12 protein-coding genes, 8 tRNA genes and 3 rRNA genes are annotated in these 20,000 nt (G+C 41.0%); 8 read left to right on the top strand and 15 right to left on the bottom strand.

The genetic code is table 11. The features are described from left to right. Nucleotides 1-4 precede the first annotated feature (4 nt). Entirely contained in the window at nt 5-691 is a 687-nt protein-coding gene (locus tag ACVWNY_RS00210) for a prepilin peptidase (RefSeq protein ID WP_218327147.1), read from the top strand. On the opposite strand, the gene msrA is transcribed toward ACVWNY_RS00210, so the two are convergent. Beyond that, the gene (gene msrA / locus ACVWNY_RS00205; RefSeq protein ID WP_218327148.1) at nt 673-1,197 is read right to left on the bottom strand and encodes a peptide-methionine (S)-S-oxide reductase MsrA; all 525 of its coding nucleotides are present in this window, start codon (nt 1,195-1,197) and stop codon (nt 673-675) included. The genes ACVWNY_RS00210 and msrA overlap by 19 nt on opposite strands. A gap of 460 nt (nt 1,198-1,657) precedes the next feature. On the opposite strand from msrA, the gene ACVWNY_RS00200 reads away from it, so the two are divergent. The 4 genes from ACVWNY_RS00200 to ACVWNY_RS00185 all read left to right on the top strand — a co-directional run bounded on the left by ACVWNY_RS00200 (nt 1,658) and on the right by ACVWNY_RS00185 (nt 5,446). Next, complete coding sequence (locus tag ACVWNY_RS00200) at nt 1,658-2,620, top strand: ABC transporter substrate-binding protein (protein WP_218327165.1); 963 nt, start codon at nt 1,658-1,660, stop codon at nt 2,618-2,620. A 28-nt stretch (nt 2,621-2,648) separates the two neighbouring features. Further along, the gene (locus tag ACVWNY_RS00195) at nt 2,649-3,593 is read left to right on the top strand and encodes an ABC transporter permease (protein WP_218327149.1); all 945 of its coding nucleotides are present in this window, start codon (nt 2,649-2,651) and stop codon (nt 3,591-3,593) included. Beyond that, the gene (locus ACVWNY_RS00190) at nt 3,571-4,374 is read left to right on the top strand and encodes an ABC transporter ATP-binding protein (RefSeq protein ID WP_218327150.1); all 804 of its coding nucleotides are present in this window, start codon (nt 3,571-3,573) and stop codon (nt 4,372-4,374) included. The genes ACVWNY_RS00195 and ACVWNY_RS00190 overlap by 23 nt, the downstream gene beginning before the upstream one ends. A gap of 115 nt (nt 4,375-4,489) precedes the next feature. Continuing rightward, on the top strand, nt 4,490-5,446 hold the full coding sequence (locus ACVWNY_RS00185) for a biotin--[acetyl-CoA-carboxylase] ligase (protein ID WP_454071480.1): 957 nt from the start codon (nt 4,490-4,492) through the stop codon (nt 5,444-5,446). A 29-nt stretch (nt 5,447-5,475) separates the two neighbouring features. On the opposite strand, the gene ACVWNY_RS00180 is transcribed toward ACVWNY_RS00185, so the two are convergent. From ACVWNY_RS00180 to ACVWNY_RS00115, 14 genes are all read right to left on the bottom strand, one after another. After that, nucleotides 5,476-7,140 carry a hypothetical protein gene (locus ACVWNY_RS00180; protein ID WP_218327152.1) on the bottom strand — a complete coding sequence of 555 codons (1,665 nt, stop codon included), beginning with the start codon at nt 7,138-7,140 and terminating at the stop codon, nt 5,476-5,478. A 117-nt stretch (nt 7,141-7,257) separates the two neighbouring features. Next, nucleotides 7,258-9,753, bottom strand: a complete 2,496-nt coding sequence (locus tag ACVWNY_RS00175) for an ATP-dependent Clp protease ATP-binding subunit (protein WP_438719125.1) — start codon at nt 9,751-9,753, stop codon at nt 7,258-7,260. Nucleotides 9,754-9,758: 5 nt separating this feature from the next. Further along, nucleotides 9,759-10,226, bottom strand: a complete 468-nt coding sequence (locus ACVWNY_RS00170) for a CtsR family transcriptional regulator (RefSeq protein ID WP_218327166.1) — start codon at nt 10,224-10,226, stop codon at nt 9,759-9,761. Nucleotides 10,227-10,361: 135 nt separating this feature from the next. Continuing rightward, a tRNA-Pro gene (locus ACVWNY_RS00165) sits at nt 10,362-10,435 on the bottom strand. 19 nt (nt 10,436-10,454) lie between these two features. Then, nucleotides 10,455-10,528 (bottom strand) — tRNA-Arg (locus ACVWNY_RS00160). A gap of 17 nt (nt 10,529-10,545) precedes the next feature. Continuing rightward, nucleotides 10,546-10,631 (bottom strand) — tRNA-Leu (locus ACVWNY_RS00155). Between the two features lie 23 nt (nt 10,632-10,654). Further along, a tRNA-Gly gene (locus ACVWNY_RS00150) sits at nt 10,655-10,726 on the bottom strand. A gap of 27 nt (nt 10,727-10,753) precedes the next feature. After that, a tRNA-Thr gene (locus ACVWNY_RS00145) sits at nt 10,754-10,826 on the bottom strand. Between the two features lie 11 nt (nt 10,827-10,837). Then, nucleotides 10,838-10,919 (bottom strand) — tRNA-Leu (locus ACVWNY_RS00140). Nucleotides 10,920-10,928: 9 nt separating this feature from the next. Then, nucleotides 10,929-11,001: transfer RNA gene (locus ACVWNY_RS00135), tRNA-Lys, on the bottom strand. Nucleotides 11,002-11,004: 3 nt separating this feature from the next. After that, nucleotides 11,005-11,077: transfer RNA gene (locus tag ACVWNY_RS00130), tRNA-Val, on the bottom strand. Nucleotides 11,078-11,093: 16 nt separating this feature from the next. Beyond that, nucleotides 11,094-11,209, bottom strand: a 5S ribosomal RNA gene (rrf, locus tag ACVWNY_RS00125). An 83-nt stretch (nt 11,210-11,292) separates the two neighbouring features. Then, nucleotides 11,293-14,205, bottom strand: a 23S ribosomal RNA gene (locus ACVWNY_RS00120). 229 nt (nt 14,206-14,434) lie between these two features. Beyond that, nucleotides 14,435-15,994, bottom strand: a 16S ribosomal RNA gene (locus tag ACVWNY_RS00115). Together the 16S, 23S and 5S rRNA genes with 8 tRNA genes alongside form the textbook arrangement of a ribosomal RNA operon. A gap of 547 nt (nt 15,995-16,541) precedes the next feature. Between ACVWNY_RS00115 and croR the strand changes: the two genes are divergently transcribed. The 3 genes from croR to serS all read left to right on the top strand — a co-directional run bounded on the left by croR (nt 16,542) and on the right by serS (nt 19,971). Continuing rightward, nucleotides 16,542-17,231, top strand: coding sequence for a response regulator transcription factor CroR (croR, locus tag ACVWNY_RS00110; RefSeq protein ID WP_218327423.1), 690 nt, complete (start codon nt 16,542-16,544; stop codon nt 17,229-17,231). Then, a complete protein-coding gene (locus tag ACVWNY_RS00105; protein WP_438719126.1) occupies nt 17,221-18,396 on the top strand; it encodes a sensor histidine kinase in 1,176 nt (391 codons plus the stop codon). The genes croR and ACVWNY_RS00105 overlap by 11 nt, the downstream gene beginning before the upstream one ends. Nucleotides 18,397-18,690: 294 nt before the next feature. Then, nucleotides 18,691-19,971: a serine--tRNA ligase gene (gene serS, locus ACVWNY_RS00100; protein WP_454071479.1), complete on the top strand. Its 1,281-nt coding sequence runs from the start codon at nt 18,691-18,693 to the stop codon at nt 19,969-19,971. Nucleotides 19,972-20,000 lie beyond the last annotated feature (29 nt).

Raw genomic sequence — 20,000 nt, 5'->3', positions numbered from 1 at the left:
CGTCATGCTGCGTTTTATTTTTGGGACAATCATTGGGTCTTTTCTATGTTTAGTTAGTCAACGGTTACCACAAAAAATTTCCGTTGCTCGCCCTGCTTCTTATTGTTTTGACTGTCAGACTCCTTTGAAACCACTCGAAATGATTCCGATTGTCTCAATTTTACGTCAAAAATTCCGCTGTCGTCATTGTGGCAGTAAAATTCCTTTGGAAACCTTCTTGTTCGAACTTTTTTGTGGCGGGGCTTGTTGGTTTTTTCTAACAGAGTATACGTTTGAAAATTGCTGGTATTTATTTTTTATTCTATCTGTACTCGTTTTAGCAGTCATTGATTATCGTTATTTGATTGTGGAAATGCGCTGGTTTATTTTGACTAGCGGGGTTATTTTATTAGCTGCTATTCCTTTAAATATTCAAATTTACTGGGCCCATCCATTGGTCATTGTAGTTTGTTTTCTCTTTTTACAAATTGTCTTGCCAAAAAGTATCGGGTTAGGGGATTTGTGGGTGGTAGGATTTTGGAGCTTATTTTTAAGTGGCTTTGAATTATTGCTCTTACTTTTTATTGCTTCTTTGACTGGAATTATTTATGCTGTCTATCATAAAAAAAGACAGAAAGTGTTACCTTTTCTGCCTTTTTTATTTATTGGATTATTATTTATTTTTGTCAGACGCTATTTTTTCCAGTTTTGACGAATAAAGCCGGCACGGCCAGATCCTTCAGAATAGGCATTATAGTGGGCTGAGTTGGTACGGTAATAATCTTGATGATAGTCTTCTGCTGGATAGAAGGTTTGAGCAGGTTCAATTTTAGTAACGATCGGCTCTTTAAAACGCCCACTATTTTGCAGTTTTTCTTTTGAAGCTTCGGCGATTTCTCGTTGGTCTTCATTTTGATAAAAGATAACTGGACGATAAGAATCTCCTCGGTCAGCAAATTGACCAAAGGCATCCGTTGGGTCGGTTTGTTGCCAATAGGTTTCGACTAATTGATCATAACCAATCACATCGGGATCATAAGTAATCTCAACTGCTTCCGTATGACCAGTTAGACCACTGGAAACTTCTTGATAAGTCGGGTTTACAGTATGTCCACCGGTGTACCCTGAGACAACTTTCTTAATACCAGGTTGACTATCAAATGGTTTTACCATACACCAGAAACAGCCACCGGCAAATATTGCTTTTTCTTCTGCCATATTATTCTCCCCCTTTTTCTACACTATAATCAGATTCCAACAGATACGGTAATAATTTGCTTGAAAAATAATTTTTTAATTTTTTCTTACTATATAAGATGGTTCATCGTAAACTAAATTGTCAGAATTTTGATATTTTATTATTGACTTCTAATATTTCTTATCGTATACTCATATACATCAAACAGTTGGAGGTTATTTTTTATGAATCAGCAATTAAATAAGTGCCATTCACAACTGAATAACCGCTATTACTTTAGCTATTTTAGATAGTGTTTGTATTCATCAAGATGGATGCAAACAGTCAAGGTTTGTGTTTATCTATGATGGCTAGAGCTTTTTGCAATACCCAGCCACGTAGACGTACTAAGTGGCTAAGGGGAATTATAAACTCTTGGTAGATTCATCACCCACTTAGTCTTTCTAGGTGGGTGATTTTTATTTAAAAAAGGAGAGAATAATTATGAAAAAAATATTAGCAGGCATGGGATTAATTAGTTTATTGGTATTAGGAGCATGTGGTTCAAACAATACGGACGGAGACAGCGAAACAAAACGGGTCGGTGTTTTACAATTAGTTGAACATGCTTCATTAGACAATGCTTATGAAGGATTCAAAAAAGGGCTTGAGGCTGGTGGTTATACCGAAGGCGAAAACTTGGAAATTGATTATCAAAATGCCCAAAACAACCAAGACAATCTAAAAAGTATGAGCGAAAAATTAGTCAAAGAAGATCCAGACTTACTTTTGGCGATTGCTACACCAGCAGCACAAAGTTTAGCAACTGCGACAACCGAAATTCCAATTACCGTAACAGCAGTCACCGATTTAAAAGAAGCAAAATTAGTTAAAAGCGACAAGAAACCTGGCGGCAATATCACTGGAACAACTGACATGGTGCCTATCGACAAACAAATTGCTTTACTACTTTCAATCGTACCTGACGCTGAAACCATTGGCATTATGTATAACGCAGGTGAAGCCAATTCAAAAATCCAAGCAGATTTAGCTGAAGAAGCGTTAAAAAAAGCTGGCGTTAAGGTCGAAGTCAAAACAGCCAACACCACTAATGATGTCCAGCAAGTAACAGAATCATTAGCAACATCAACTGATGGCATTTACGTTCCAACTGATAATACCTTTGCCTCTGCTGCCTCAGTCATCGGCGAAGTCGTAAAAGAACATAAAATTCCGCTAGTTGCTGGTTCTACTGAACAAATCGATACTGGTGGTTTAGCAACAGTCGGCATTAACTATGAATCATTAGGTGAACAAACTGGTAAGATGGCTGCTAAAATCTTAGATGGCGATGCAACACCTGCTGATATGCCTGTTGAAGAATCAGATAATTTAGAATTAGTCGTGAATAAAGATATGGCCGAAGCATTAGGCATCGACCCTGAAACAATCAAAGAACCTTAAAAAGAAGAACCAGAAAGAAGGATGAATCATGAGTAATATTTTAGGATTATTATTATCAGCCACATCGCAAGGATTATTATGGTCGCTGTTGGCGATTGGGGTCTGGTTTACTTTTAGAATTTTAGACATTGCCGATTTAACAGCTGAAGGTAGTTTCCCATTAGGCGGGGGGATTGCAGCAGTCGGAATCGTTAATGGTCTAAATCCAGTTGCTGCTACTTTATTGGCATTTGTCGGCGGGATGGCTGCTGGCTTAGTAACCGGTATTTTAAACACAAAATTTAAAATACCTCCTTTATTGGCAGGGATCATCACCATGACCGGTTTATACTCAATCACATCTCGTGTGATGGGGGCACCAAACATTGCTTTATTAGGAGAAGATACTTTGTTTAGCGGGGTTCAAACTTTAGGGCTTTCCCGTAACAACTCAGTCATTTTAATTGGTTTGCTGATTGCATTAATTGCTATCATCTTATTGATTTTATTCTTCCGGACAGAGATTGGTTTAGCAGTTCGTGCGACTGGCGACAATCCTGATATGAGTGAAGCTAATGGTATCAAGATTGAAAACATGAAATTATTAGGTTACATGATTTCAAATGGTTGTATTGCTTTATCTGGTGCTTTATTAGCCCAAAACAATGGCTTTGCTGATTTAAACTCTGGTGTTGGAACCATCGTTATCGGCTTGGCTTCAATCATCATCGCTGAAGTATTATTACGTAACAAACCAATTGCGATTCGTTTAGGAACTATCGTAGTCGGCGCTATTTTATACCGTTTCATTTTAGCTTTGGTTTTCGAAATGAATGTCGAACCGTCAGATTCTAAATTAGCGTCTGCGATAGTCTTAGTCATTTGTCTATCATTACCGCAAATTCGAGAAAAATTAAACTTAAACATCGGAAAAAGCTCGAAACGAGAAAATAAAAAAGGAGAGAAAAGCAATGCAGCCAGTCTTAAAAATTAGTAACTTACATCAAACTTTTGAAAAAGGTACTGTCAACGAGAACCATGTATTGCGCGGCATTGACTTAGCTCTCTCACCTGGTGATTTCGTTACAATTATCGGTGGAAATGGTGCTGGTAAATCGACTTTATTAAATAGCGTGGCAGGAACTTTGCCTGTGGAAGATGGTCAACTATTCCTAAATGATACTGAGATTACCAAACAATCAGTCACTAAACGCTCAAAATATATCAGCCGGGTTTTCCAAGATCCTAAAATGGGTACAGCTGTCCGTTTAACAGTTGAAGAAAATCTTGCTTTAGCTATGAAACGTGGTCACAAACGCGGATTCAGCCGTGGTGTAAAAAGTAAAAACCGCAACTTCTTCAAAGAACAGTTAGCGACTTTAAACTTGAATTTAGAAAATCGCTTAGATGCTGAAATCGGCTTATTATCAGGTGGTCAACGCCAAGCCATCACATTATTAATGGCTACCTTACAACGACCAGATTTAATTTTACTAGATGAGCATACCGCTGCATTAGATCCAAAGACTTCCATTACGGTAATGGAATTAACGCAAAAATTAATCACCGAGCACCATTTGACAGCTTTCATGGTGACTCACAATATGGAAGATGCGATTCGTTATGGCAATCGTCTGATTATGCTACATCAAGGACAAATTGCCTTAGATTTAAAACAGGAAGAAAAACAAGATTTGACGGTGCCAAAATTAATGACGCTTTTCCAAAAAAATTCCGGTGTGGAATTAAAAGACGACGCTTTATTATTAGCCTAGAACTGGTTCATCCTTCTTTAGGACGGGAAGATTTTTCTTCTCGTCCTTTTTTTGATACACTGAGAAAAAATAGACTAGGAATAAAACAGTTCCTAATTAAAAAGGAGACGAGCCTGTGTCAACCAAAGAAATCGTATTACAACGCTTAAAGACTGCTGATCATGTCTTATCTGGCGAAACATTAGCCAAAGAAATTGGTGTTTCCCGTACAGCCATCTGGAAAGCAATCAAAGAACTGGAAAAAAAGGGCTATTTAATCCAACATACTGCTAATGGCTATCGCTATCAGCCTTCTGATATTTTAGAGCAAAAAGAAATCCAGCAAGGCTTAGACAACCGAGTGGCTGTAAAAGTATTGGCGACTTCTACTTCTACTATGAAAGACGCTCAGCTCTCTGTCTTAGAAGGCACGCCGACTCCTTTACTTGTCATAGCCGACATGCAAGAAGCACCTCGTGGACGCTTCAATCGTCCCTTTTTCGCAAAAGAAAAAGCTGGTATCTATATGAGCATGTTATTAGAACCAAAAGAACAATTAGCTGAGTTACCACAATATACAGTGCTAATGGCAGCTGCAGTTGCTGAAGTCATCGATGCATTAACACAACAAGACAGCCAAATCAAATGGGTCAACGATATTTATCTAAACGGTAGAAAAATCGTCGGTATCTTATCTGAAGCGATGACCGATGTGGAGACAAATTCACTCAAATACATCATTATCGGCATGGGCATTAATTTTTCGATTCCCCAAAATAGTTTTCCAACAGAACTTCAAGACAAAGCGAGCTCAATTTTTCCTGATGGCCAGCCAACAATTACCCGCAATCAATTAATCATTGAAATTTGGCAACGTTTCTTCAAACTATTAGCGGCCGACCCCGCTGAATACTTAGAAACTTATCGTAAAAAATCTTTTGTCTTAGGAAAAAAAGTCAGCTTCATTCGTCAAAAAGAAACTCATTACGGCACAGCTATTGCCATTACTAATACCGGCGAACTAGTGGTGGATGTCGATGGTGAACAAATGACCTTGTCTTCTGGAGAAATTAGTTTAAGCAGCATCCAATAAAAAAAGCAAATCCTCGTTGGATTTGCTTTTTATTTTCTAAATTTTTGGAAGCGACGAACTTCTCGCAAACTAAAGATCAAACAACCGAACCAACTCACCACACTCACCGCAAAACTCAAATAAATATACCACGGTACCAAATATTTCACTGTCAATTGATTTTTTCCAACCTTTTCAGTTACTGTCGGACTACCAATTTCTGATAAATCCGTATATTTTAATGGTTGGCCGTTTTGACTTAATTGCGTGCGGCGATAGACAATTACCGGCAAACGAGCCATGCCAGCTGTTTTACTCTCCCAAGTGACCGTCAATTCACCATTTTTAGCGGTTTTTTCAAAATTCTTATCGTTTAAAATTATTTGTTCTCCATATAATTGGTAACTATTTTTCTGATCGCTGTCATAGGTTGGCAAATAGTCTGGACTAGATTTTTGCATATCTTCTAAAGCCAGCTGTAAATCTTTACTGTAAAAATCCTTTTTGGTTTCCTCAACGTTTTTCATCCGATAAGTATGAGGTTTATTTAAAGAAATATTATCCCATCGAGCCAAGCGCAAATTAATTGTTGAAATCGATCCGAGGACACTCAGCAAACAAATGACTGCCATCACTCCATGCCACCAGCGTTTGAACATCAATTGCTCCAACATACTAGCTGCAAAAAATAAGAACAACATCGTAAAAGGCTCAAAGAAACGGAACGGAAATTGAATCAAAGACACAAAAGGTACATGATGCTGGACTAAAAAAGTCCACGGAATCAAACTAGTCGACAACAATAAAAAGAACAAGCTCGTGCCTAGCAACTGTTTGGTAAAGCCTTGAATTTTTTTATGGGTCACAATAAAGATCAGTAGCATCACAATTACTAAAGGTACTAGTATTTGCGGATAATCCAACCAATAACTTCCTTTTAAATTAATTGCCTTGTCACTCATATGATAATTAACAAACGGAAACTGCAAATGATTACCTAAATTCATCATTAATAGACTAGCCCAGACATTGACTGTTAATAATACATACAGCCCGATTGCTTTTACAAGTTGCCATAGTGTTTTTTTAATATCTGACTTTATTAAATAGCTAATGAAAAAAGGTATATAAATCCAACCTAACATAATAGCCGACAACATATGAATCTGGGTCAATACTGCTACACTCAAAGCTACTTTTACTACTGGAAAACGATGCCGCATACTCATATCGACAATCGGCAACAAACATAAAGGCATCAAGCTAGTTCCCCAACTGGTAAAGCCTTGATTAATCGTCCAATATAAAACCGTATAAGTAGTCATAAAAATAATTGCTGTCAATGTCGCCAAAGGTCGTTTAACTTTTCCATAACGTAATAAGCCATACATAGAGAAACCTGAAACTAAATATAAAATAAAATTCGACAGGATTTGATAGCGAAACCAAGTCCCTGCCGCTAAAACTAATAATCCTTGAAAATAAGCAAATACCGGTCCATAGACCGCATTAACCACTCGGGCAGACTGCTGAAAACCATACAATGAAATAAACGGTGAAAAATTATGATGTTTTATCTGCATCGCAGTCTCATAAAAACGATTGTAATGAAAAAGCGCGTCCGCCCCTAATACCATATTTTGACTAATAAAATGCGGCATAATAAATAAAATTGCTACCAACACAATGATCCCTGGATAAATTGCACGTTTCATTTACTCAACTCCTCCGCCTTATTGTACCGAAGTTAGCATTTTTTGAACAATAAAATGATAGATTTGAGAAAAAATTAAAAAAAACAAGACTGTCTTCTGACAGTCTCGTTCTCGTCATTATACTTTAGCTGGAACTTTTTCTTCAGTAGCATTTTTTACCGTCAAAGTAATCTTTCCTTTGCTGGCACCAATAGTCACTGAATCACCTAATTGAATTAAGCCCGACAATAAAGCTTCAGCCAGACGGTCTTCGACTTCTTTTTGGAGTGCCCGACGAATTGGTCGTGCGCCATATTCCGGATCAAAACCAACTTTTCCAATCACATCGATTGCTGCCGGTGTAATTTTAACTTTGATTTCGTGCTCGGTCATCCGCTCAACAATTGACTGGCTCATGATTTTCACGATTTCATGAATTTGATCTTGATTAAGGGATTGGAATACTAGTGTTTCATCAATTCGGTTTAAGAATTCTGGACGATAAGTCCGTTTCAATTCTTCAAAAATACGTTTTTCCATGCTGACATGATCTTGCATGATATCTTTAGCTCCAAAGCCGACACTCTTTTCTTCGCGGACTTCTCTGGCGCCGATATTTGATGTCATAATTAAAATTGTATTTCTAAAGTCTACTCGCCGACCCTTTGCATCGGTTAAGTAGCCATCATCTAAAACTTGTAATAAGATATTGAAAACATCTGGATGGGCTTTTTCAACTTCATCTAGCAAAATGACAGCATAAGGTTTTTGACGGATTTTTTCAGTTAGCTGACCACCTTCGTCATAACCAACATATCCTGGCGGTGAACCAATCAACCGACTCGTACTGAATTTTTCCATATATTCAGACATATCTACTCGAATCAATGATTCTTCAGAACCAAACATCGCTTCTGCTAATGCTTTCGCCAATTCTGTTTTACCCACACCAGTTGGACCTAAGAACATAAATGAGCCAATTGGTCGGTTTGGATCTTTCAGACCACTCCGAGCCCGACGAATTGCCCGCGAAATAGCTTTAACGGCATCTTCTTGTCCTACCACACGTTTATGCAATACATTTTCTAAATCCAATAACCGTTGACTTTCTTTTTTCTCTAATTGTTGCAATGGCACACCGGTCCACTGAGAAACCACTGCAGCGACATCTTCTTCTGTTACTTCATTCGCATAGCCTTTTTCTTGTTTGGCTTCTTTTAAAGCTTCTGCTTCAACAGCCTGTGCCATTTGCTTTTCTTTCAAACGTAGACGAGCAGCTGATTCAAAGTCTTGGTTTTGAATCGCTTTTTCTTTTTCTGCTGATAAGTTTTCTAATTCTTGTTTCAATTCTACCAATTCAGATTCTTCATCTGTCGTATCTAAGCGGACTTTCGCACCACTTTCATCCATTAAGTCAATGGCTTTATCTGGTAGTTGACGAGAATTAATATAACGAACTGATAAAGATACCGCCGCATGTAATGCTTCGTCAGTAATCTTAATCCCATGATGTTCTTCATAACGTGGGCGTAAGCCTTTTAAGATTTCTTCTGCTTCTTCAGGAGTTGGTTCTTCCACCTGTACCCGGGCAAAACGACGTTCCAATGCAGAATCTTTTTCAATATATTTTTGATACTCATCTAAAGTCGTGGCACCAATTGTTTGCAATTCACCACGAGCCAAAGCTGGTTTCAAAATATTTGAAGCATCGATCGCACCTTCTGCACCACCGGCACCAATTAAAGTATGCAGTTCATCAATAAATAAAATAATTTGGCCATCGTTATAGATTTCATCAATCACTTTTTTCAAACGATCCTCAAATTCACCACGATACTTTGTACCCGCTACTAATGCGCCCATATCTAACATCATTAGACGTTTTCCACGCATGTCTTCTGGCACATCATCCGTAATTATTCGTTGAGCTAAGCCTTCTACAATGGCTGTCTTACCAACACCGGGTTCACCCACTAAAACTGGATTATTTTTAGTTCGGCGACTTAAAATTTGAACAACACGACGAACTTCACTATCGCGACCTACCACTGGATCTAAACGTTTTTCCCGAGCTAGTTTGGTCATATCACGAGCCAAACTATCAAGCGTTGGCGTCCCTTGTGAATTGGTTGTCGCTTGTTTCGCTGGTTTTCTACGATTGTTTTGACCATTGCTACCAGTCATCGATTCGTTGACGCCCATTTTACGTAATAGCAATTGACGCATCTTAGGTAAGCTTAATCCAAGATTGACTAAAATATGAGAAGCCAAAATCTCATCATCCCGCAGTAAGCCCAATAAAATATGTTCAGTTCCAACCAATTTAGCATTGAAACGTTTGGCTTCATCATCAGCAAAAATCAAAATTTGTTTTGCTCGCGGTGAATAAGGTAAATAACTACCTTCTGCATAATTGGTCACTGAACCATAACCAGTCATATTTTCAATTTCTTCACGAATATCTGCTTCTGTAGAATTCATTTGACGCAAGGTTTTTCCGGCAATTCCCTGTTGTTCAATAACTAAAGCCAATAATAAATGCTCTGAACCAACTGAACGATGTTTAAAATACTTCGCTTCTTGTTGGGCAATCGTCAAGACTGCTTTCGCTCTTTCAGTATATAATTGATCCATCTATTTCACTCCTTTTTTTCATAACTCAAACGTTCTAAAAATCCATGTAATACACGCGCCCGTAATCTATTTTCAATTTGACTAATTCCCAATGTGTTTTTCGACAATGCACTCAGCATTAAATTTCCTTCATTTTCCGTCACAATTTTCTCTTCAAATAATTTTTGAATAATTCCAAAAGCATTTGCTTCCGAAATTTCCGTTCCAAAAGAATTCATTAACTGTTCTAAGAAATAGTGTTGATCGGAAATCTGTACTTTGCTAATCCGAATATAACCACCGCCACCTCGCTTACTTTCAACAATATATCCCCTCTGAAAAGTAAAACGAGTATTGATCACGTAATTAATTTGGGAAGGTACGCAATTAAACAATTGAGCCATTTCCGCTCGCCTGATTTCAATTATTTCATGGTCTTCTAAGATACCCTTCAAATATGCTTCGATTGAATCTGAGGTATTTCGACTCACTATTATCCTCTCCCATTATCTATTTCTGTTGACTATTTCTGACCTTAATTATAACGAATTTAGCATGTGAAAGAAAGAGTAATAGCTTATCTGTTTAAAAATGAGTAAAAAAAATAGAAGGTTTTCACCTTCTAAGAATCGGGAAGACAGGATTCGAACCTGCGACCCCTTGGTCCCAAACCAAGTGCTCTACCAAGCTGAGCTACTTCCCGTAAAAATAAAAAAAGACTACGCGCCCAAGAGGAGTCGAACCCCTAACCTTTTGATCCGTAGTCAAACACTCTATCCAGTTGAGCTATGGGCGCATCATTATTCGTACTAATGCCGAGGACCGGAATCGAACCGGTACGGTGATCACTCACCGCAGGATTTTAAGTCCTGTGCGTCTGCCAGTTCCGCCACCCCGGCATGTCCCTGGTCTTTTCAGAGAAAGCGGAAAACGGGGTTCGAACCCGCGACCCCCACCTTGGCAAGGTGGTGCTCTACCACTGAGCTATTTCCGCAAACTTTCGTTGCTTTTCTTAAAAAAGTGCCGGCTAAAGGACTTGAACCCTCGACCCTCTGATTACAAATCAGATGCTCTACCAACTGAGCTAAGCCGGCGTTTTATTTAATGCGGGTGAAGGGACTTGAACCCCCACGCCCGAAGGCGCTAGATCCTAAATCTAGTGCGTCTGCCAATTCCGCCACACCCGCATATCTTTATGAGCCGTACAGGGCTCGAACCTGTGACCCTCTGATTAAAAGTCAGATGCTCTACCAACTGAGCTAACGGCTCATATGGAGGTTAACGGGTTCGAACCGCTGACCCTCTGCTTGTAAGGCAGATGCTCTCCCAGCTGAGCTAAACCTCCATAAATCAAAAAATTCGCGTGGCGACGTCCTACTCTCACAAGGGGCAACCCCTCACTACGATCGGCGCTAAAAAGCTTAACTTCTGTGTTCGACATGGGAACAGGTGTATCCTTCTTGCTATCGCCACCACACTATTTAGTTGAGTAAACTTCGCTCACTCAAAACTGGATCAAAAAACATTCCATCTTTTTTTAACTTCCGAGTCCATTTTATCTTGGTTAAGTCCTCGATCGATTAGTATCAGTCCGCTCCGTACATCACTGCACTTCCACTTCTGACCTATCTACCTGATCTTCTCTCAGGGATCTTACTTTCTTTAAGAAATGGGAAATCTCATCTTGAGGTGGGCTTCACACTTAGATGCTTTCAGCGTTTATCCCTTCCCTACATAGCTACCCAGCGATGCCTTTGGCAAGACAACTGGTACACCAGCGGTAAGTCCATCCCGGTCCTCTCGTACTAAGGACAGATCCTCTCAAATTTCCAACGCCCGCGACGGATAGGGACCGAACTGTCTCACGACGTTCTGAACCCAGCTCGCGTGCCGCTTTAATGGGCGAACAGCCCAACCCTTGGGACCGACTACAGCCCCAGGATGCGACGAGCCGACATCGAGGTGCCAAACCTCCCCGTCGATGTGGACTCTTGGGGGAGATAAGCCTGTTATCCCCAGGGTAGCTTTTATCCGTTGAGCGATGGCCCTTCCATGCGGAACCACCGGATCACTAAGCCCGACTTTCGTCCCTGCTCGACTTGTAGGTCTCGCAGTCAAGCTCCCTTGTGCCTTTACACTCTGCGAATGATTTCCAACCATTCTGAGGGAACCTTTGGGCGCCTCCGTTACTCTTTAGGAGGCGACCGCCCCAGTCAAACTGCCCATCTGACACTGTCTCCCATCACGATTAGTGATGCGGGTTAGAGTGGCCATAACACAAGGGTAGTATCCCACCATTGCCTCCGTCGAAACTAGCGTCCCGACTTCTACGGCTCCTACCTATCCTGTACATGTGGTACAGACACTCAATATCAAACTGCAGTAAAGCTCCATGGGGTCTTTCCGTCCTGTCGCGGGTAACCTGCATCTTCACAGGTACTAAAATTTCACCGAGTCTCTCGTTGAGACAGTGCCCAAATCGTTACGCCTTTCGTGCGGGTCGGAACTTACCCGACAAGGAATTTCGCTACCTTAGGACCGTTATAGTTACGGCCGCCGTTTACTGGGGCTTCAATTCGTACCTTCGCTTACGCTAAGCACTCCTCTTAACCTTCCAGCACCGGGCAGGCGTCAGCCCCTATACTTCATCTTTCGATTTTGCAGAGACCTGTGTTTTTGATAAACAGTCGCTTGGGCCTATTCACTGCGGCTGATCGTTAGATCAGCACCCCTTCTCCCGAAGTTACGGGGTCATTTTGCCGAGTTCCTTAACGAGAGTTCGCTCGCTCACCTTAGGATACTCTCCTCGACTACCTGTGTCGGTTTACGGTACGGGTCATTGTTTTCTCACTAGAAGCTTTTCTTGGCAGTGTGACATCAGAAACTTCGGTACTTGTATTTCCCTCCCCATCACAACTTGTCCTTATAAAGATAAGCATTTGACTCATCTTAAGACTCATTGCTTAGACAGACATTTCCAATCGTCTGATTTCTTAGCCTACTGCGTCCCTCCATTGCTCAAACAAAAACAACGAGTACAGGAATATCAACCTGTTATCCATCGCCTACGCCTTTCGGCCTCGGCTTAGGTCCCGACTAACCCTGGGCGGACGAGCCTTCCCCAGGAAACCTTAGTCATACGGTGGACAGGATTCTCACCTGTCTTTCGCTACTCATACCGGCATTCTCACTTCTAAGCGCTCCAGCAGTCCTCACGGTCTACCTTCAACGCCCTTAGAACGCTCTCCTACCATTACACCCTAAGGTGTAATCCACAGCTTCGGTAATATGTTTAGCCCCGGTACATTTTCGGCGCAGGGTCACTCGACTAGTGAGCTATTACGCACTCTTTAAATGGTGGCTGCTTCTAAGCCAACATCCTAGTTGTCTGTGCAACCCCACATCCTTTTCCACTTAACATATATTTTGGGACCTTAGCTGGTGGTCTGGGCTGTTTCCCTTTCGACTATGGATCTTATCACTCACAGTCTGACTCCCAGAGATAAATGTATGGCATTCGGAGTTTATCTGAATTCGGTAACCCGAGATGGGCCCCTAGTCCAAACAGTGCTCTACCTCCATCATTCTTACTCTGAGGCTAGCCCTAAAGCTATTTCGGAGAGAACCAGCTATCTCCAAGTTCGTTTGGAATTTCTCCGCTACCCACACCTCATCCCCGCACTTTTCAACGTACGTGGGTTCGGTCCTCCAGTGCGTTTTACCGCACCTTCAACCTGGACATGGGTAGATCACATGGTTTCGGGTCTACGACCACATACTCATTCGCCCTATTCAGACTCGCTTTCGCTACGGCTCCGTCTCTTCGACTTAACCTCGCATGGGATCGTAACTCGCCGGTTCATTCTACAAAAGGCACGCCATCACCCATTAACGGGCTTTGACTTGTTGTAGGCACACGGTTTCAGGATCTATTTCACTCCCCTTCCGGGGTGCTTTTCACCTTTCCCTCACGGTACTGGTTCACTATCGGTCACTAGGGAGTATTTAGCCTTGGGAGATGGTCCTCCCGGATTCCGACGGAATTCCTCGTGTTCCGCCGTACTCAGGATCCTCCTAGGTGTGATTCAAATTTCATCTACGGGGCTTTTACCCTGTCTCGCAGACCTTTCCAGGTCCTTCGATTATTTCAATCAACTACCATATCGGAGTCCTACAACCCCAAGAGGCAAGCCTCTTGGTTTGGGCTTTTCCCGTTTCGCTCGCCGCTACTCAGGGAATCGATTTTTCTTTCTCTTCCTGCAGGTACTTAGATGTTTCAGTTCTCTGCGTCTACCTCCATTCAGCTATGTATTCACTGAACAGTAACATCCTGTTAAAGATGCTGGGTTTCCCCATTCGGAAATCTCCGGATCAAAGCTTACTTACAGCTCCCCGAAGCATATCGGTGTTAGTCCCGTCCTTCATCGGCTCCTAGTGCCAAGGCATCCACCGTGCGCCCTTATTCACTTAACCTTATCAACCTTACGGTTGGGTCTTTATCTTCCCTCTAGCGATAGAGTTCCAATAAATAAAAATAAGCAATTGAACTATTAAAAAACTCATTCAACGCGGTGTTCTCGGTTTGTTTTAAAAATTTTTGGTTTGTTTTTTGTATCCAGTTTTCAATGAACGATTTGAGAGTAGACCTCTCAAAACTGAACGAATAAAGATAAACTTGTGTAGTCTCCGTAATTTTCCTTAGAAAGGAGGTGATCCAGCCGCACCTTCCGATACGGCTACCTTGTTACGACTTCACCCCAATCATCTATCCCACCTTAGGCGGCTGGCTCCATAAAGGTTACCTCACCGACTTCGGGTGTTACAAACTCTCGTGGTGTGACGGGCGGTGTGTACAAGGCCCGGGAACGTATTCACCGCGGCGTGCTGATCCGCGATTACTAGCGATTCCGGCTTCATGTAGGCGAGTTGCAGCCTACAATCCGAACTGAGAGAAGCTTTAAGAGATTAGCTTAGCCTTGCGACTTCGCGACTCGTTGTACTTCCCATTGTAGCACGTGTGTAGCCCAGGTCATAAGGGGCATGATGATTTGACGTCATCCCCACCTTCCTCCGGTTTGTCACCGGCAGTCTCGCTAGAGTGCCCAACTAAATGATGGCAACTAACAATAAGGGTTGCGCTCGTTGCGGGACTTAACCCAACATCTCACGACACGAGCTGACGACAACCATGCACCACCTGTCACTTTGCCCCCGAAGGGGAAGCTCTATCTCTAGAGTGGTCAAAGGATGTCAAGACCTGGTAAGGTTCTTCGCGTTGCTTCGAATTAAACCACATGCTCCACCGCTTGTGCGGGCCCCCGTCAATTCCTTTGAGTTTCAACCTTGCGGTCGTACTCCCCAGGCGGAGTGCTTAATGCGTTAGCTGCAGCACTGAAGGGCGGAAACCCTCCAACACTTAGCACTCATCGTTTACGGCGTGGACTACCAGGGTATCTAATCCTGTTTGCTCCCCACGCTTTCGAGCCTCAGCGTCAGTTACAGACCAGAGAGCCGCCTTCGCCACTGGTGTTCCTCCATATATCTACGCATTTCACCGCTACACATGGAATTCCACTCTCCTCTTCTGCACTCAAGTCTCCCAGTTTCCAATGACCCTCCCCGGTTGAGCCGGGGGCTTTCACATCAGACTTAAGAGACCGCCTGCGCTCGCTTTACGCCCAATAAATCCGGACAACGCTTGCCACCTACGTATTACCGCGGCTGCTGGCACGTAGTTAGCCGTGGCTTTCTGGTCAGATACCGTCAAGGGATAAACTTTCCACTCTTATCCTTGTTCTTCTCTGACAACAGAGTTTTACGATCCGAAAACCTTCTTCACTCACGCGGCGTTGCTCGGTCAGACTTTCGTCCATTGCCGAAGATTCCCTACTGCTGCCTCCCGTAGGAGTTTGGGCCGTGTCTCAGTCCCAATGTGGCCGATCACCCTCTCAGGTCGGCTATGCATCGTTGCCTTGGTGAGCCGTTACCTCACCAACTAGCTAATGCACCGCGGGTCCATCCTCCAGTGACGCAATTGCGCCTTTCAAAAGAAAACCAGGCGGTTTTCTCTGTTATGCGGTATTAGCACCTGTTTCCAAGTGTTATCCCCCGCTGGAGGGTAGGTTACCCACGTGTTACTCACCCGTTCGCCACTCCTTTTCTTTCGGTGGAGCAAGCTCCGGTGAAAGAAAAAGCGTTCGACTTGCATGTATTAGGCACGCCGCCAGCGTTCGTCCTGAGCCAGGATCAAACTCTCATTAAAAAGTTTGCACAGTCTTGCGACTGTTAGCTCAATTGTATTAATTGACTTGTTGCTAGCATATTGCTTGCTTTGTATTGTTTGTTCCTATAAATAGGAACGCCCTACACATTTGGTTCGTCTTATTCGTTCAGTTTTCAAAGGTCTATTTCTGTTGCATCAGCAACTTTTATATCTTATCACCTTGCCAAGTGAAAGTCAACAACTTTTTTGAATTAATTTTCAAAAAAATAATTTGAAGATTTTCTATTTAATGGCTCTGATTGGCATGTCCTCAACGAGAACATAAAATAATATAACAGTTTTCAAGGCGTTGGTCAACGAAAAAAAAATATTTTTATTCACTTTTTTTAAACCCGATGTATAAATATAAATCAGTGTTTTTTCGTTCGTTTTTTTTGCTTTAATTGATGGAAATCAGCGTTCCCTAAATTATATCTTTCGCTATTTCTATTATTGATTTTTCCTTAACCTGTAGTGATGTTTTTTCACTTCCTAAAGATTCTTTGGTAAAATGGAATCATACCCTTATATAGGAGGAATTAGACAGATGAGAATTTTAGTTGCAGACGATGATAAAGAAATTGTTGAACTATTGAGTATCTATTTACACAATGAAGGTTACGAAGTTGTGAAAGCTTATGATGGCAAGGAAGCATTAAGTAAATTACGGACAACTACGGATATTGATCTTTTAATTTTGGACATCATGATGCCAGTGATGGATGGAATGCAAGTTGTCAAAGAATTGCGGAAAGAATCGCAAATCCCAATTATCATGTTGACTGCCAAAACAACCGACATGGATAAAATTAAAGGATTGGTTGCTGGTGCAGATGATTATGTAACAAAACCATTTAATCCTTTAGAAGTAATGGCACGGGTAAAATCTTTGTTACGCCGAACAAAAATGGCAGTTGCCGAAGAACAACCGGATATTTTAGAAATCCAATCATTGATTATTAACAAAGATTCCCATGAAGTTAAAACAATGGATGGCAAAGAAATCCAGCTAACAGCTTTAGAGTTTGGAATTTTGTATTTATTAGCTAGTCATCCAAATCGGGTTTTCTCAGCCGATGAAATATTTGAACGAGTGTGGAAACAAGAAAGTATCGTTTCAGCAAAAACTGTTATGGTTCACGTAAGTCACTTGCGGGATAAAATTGAAGACGCAACCGACGGTGAAAAAGTCATTCAAACAGTTTGGGGTGTAGGATACAAGATTGATGCCAAATAGAGTAGAAAAAAAGCGGCGAATCACTTTAACTTCAAAGGAAATCAGTGAATTAATTGCTGAAGGGATCGTGACGGTAATTATTTTACTTCTATTAAATGTCGCATTAATGGTACTGATTTCTCAATTATTAAATAATTCGCCAGATTTACAAGATGCAGTCTACCGTTCTAGAAATATTTTTGCTAACAACTACAACAGCGATATTTTTTTAAGCGGCCGCTATTTTATTATTCCTTTTTTCTTAGTAGTGGATGCCTTAGTCGTCTTTTGGCGTTTGATTCGTCGTTATCGTCAAATGCAGCTGCGTCACATCATCAATGAATTACATTTTATTGCTAATGGCAATTATAATTACCGGATTCCTTTCGAATTGCGGGGGGATTTGAGTAAAGTAGTTTCAAGTATCAATGGTTTAGTTGATAGTACTGTTGCTGCGATCGAAGATGAGCGGGCGATTGAAACTTCTAAGGATGAATTAATAACAAACGTCAGCCACGATATCCGTACTCCATTGACTTCAATTATCGGCTATTTAGGTTTAATTGAAGATGGTCAATATCAAAGTGAAGAGGAATTACGTAAGTATACTGGCATTGCTTATTCCAAAGCTAAACAGATGAAATCCTTAGTAGAAGATTTATTTGAATATACGAAAGTCCGTCAACCAAGCGTCCCTGTGAATTTTATTTCCTTTGACATGGTGCAGTTATTAGAGCAACTAGCTACTGAATTTGAACTAGAAGCTACCAAAAAAAACGTCACGATTCAAGTGAAAACTACAGAGAAAAAACTCTTTATGGATGGGGACACAGAAAAATTAGTGCGGGTTTTTAATAACCTCATTTCTAATGCTTTGAAATACGGTGGCGGAGCTGATCAAATTATTATTTCGATTGAGAGAGAAAATACAGAAGCTGTTATCACAGTGAAAAATAACGGTATACCAATACCCCGTGAATCATTAGACCAACTTTTTGATCGTTTTTACCGAGCAGACACTTCTCGCTCACAAGAAATTAGTGGCACTGGTTTAGGCTTAGCGATTGCCCAAAATATTGTGAATCTTCATGGTGGTTATATTTTTGCTCAGTCGGATGAGAATTGGACTTCGTTTATTATTCACTTGCCTTTAGTCAGTAATGTAAAAAATTTAGAAAAGCGTTGACAATAAATTTTTGATTGCTTATACTGTAGTCAATTCATAACAAGCAGGAAACCAAGTACTTCCCTTTTCTTTTTAGAGAGTTGATGGTGGGTGAAAATCAACAGTTAAAGGTTAGGAAATCCAGTTTCATTATTCTGTGCTTTTTGAAAGAGAAGCCGGCCAGCAACCGATATCTGCTACGAGGAGCAGCTGATTTCAGCTGAACTAAGGTGGTACCGCGAAATTCAACATCGTTTCGTCCCTAGACAATAGGGATGAGACGGTGTTTTTTTATTTTAAAGGAGGAAAAGGAAAATGTTAGACGTAAAAATGATTCGTAATAATGTAGAAGAGGTCAAAGAAAAATTAGCGACTCGAGGTGTAGAAGCTGACGTTTTAACTAGATTTATTGATCTAGATGAAAAACGCCGCGAGCTTTTAGTCAAAACCGAAGAGCTTAAAAAATATCGTAATGACGTTTCCAATGAAATTGCCAACTTAAAACGTGAAAAACAAAATGCCGATGAGAAAATTGCTGAAATGCAAGAAGTCGGTGTGAAGATTAAAGACTTTGACGAAGAAGTAGCTGCTATCGATGCACAATTAACTGAAATTGCAACAACTTTACCTAACTTGCCTCATGCCGATGTACCGATTGGTGAAGATGAAGATGCCAATGTAGAAAATCGTCGTTGGGGAAAACGAACAACTTTTGAATTTGAACCAAAACCCCATTATGAAGTAGCGGAAGCTTTAGATATTTTAGATTTCGAACGGGGAGCAAAAGTTGCTGGTAGCCGTTTTGTTTATTACAAAGGTTTAGGCGCTCGCTTAGAACGCGCTGTTTATAACTTTATGTTGGATCAACATATTTATGAACACGGTTATACTGAAATGATTACGCCTTATTTGGTAAACAGCCAAGCAATGTTTGGGACTGGTCAATTTCCCAAATTTAAAGAAGATGTTTTCCAAGTAGAAGACCGCGATTTGACTTTGATTCCAACTGCTGAAGTGCCATTAACTAATTATTATGCTAACGAAATTTTAGAAGGCCGTGACTTACCGATTTACTTTACGGCAATGTCTCCTTCTTTCCGTTCTGAAGCTGGTAGTGCTGGTCGCGATACGCGTGGGTTAATTCGTTTACATCAATTCCACAAAGTTGAAATGGTAAAATTTGCCGACAAAGATACTTCTTATGATGAATTGGAAAAAATGGTCGAAAATGCTGAAGACATCTTACAAAAACTAGAATTACCATACCGCGTAATTACGTTATCAACTGGTGATATGGGCTTCAGTGCAGCGAAAACTTATGACTTAGAAGTTTGGGTACCTGCTCAAAATACTTATCGCGAAATCAGCTCTTGCTCTAACTGTGAAGATTTCCAAGCCCGTCGCGCAATGATTCGTTACCGCGATGCAGATGGTAAAGTCCAATATGCCCACACTCTAAACGGTTCTGGTTTAGCTGTTGGTCGGACAGTTACTGCCATTTTAGAAAATTACCAAAATGCGGATGGTTCTGTGACTGTTCCAGAAGCGTTGGTTCCTTACATGGGTAATGTGCGCGTAATTACCAAAGAAGCTTAATAACAGGAAAAAGATTGATTGAATCGATA

Source organism: Enterococcus sp. JNUCC 77 (assembly GCF_054819945.1).
The sequence above is the reverse complement of the archived record's forward strand: the minus strand, read 5'-3'. Positions and strand labels throughout refer to the sequence as shown.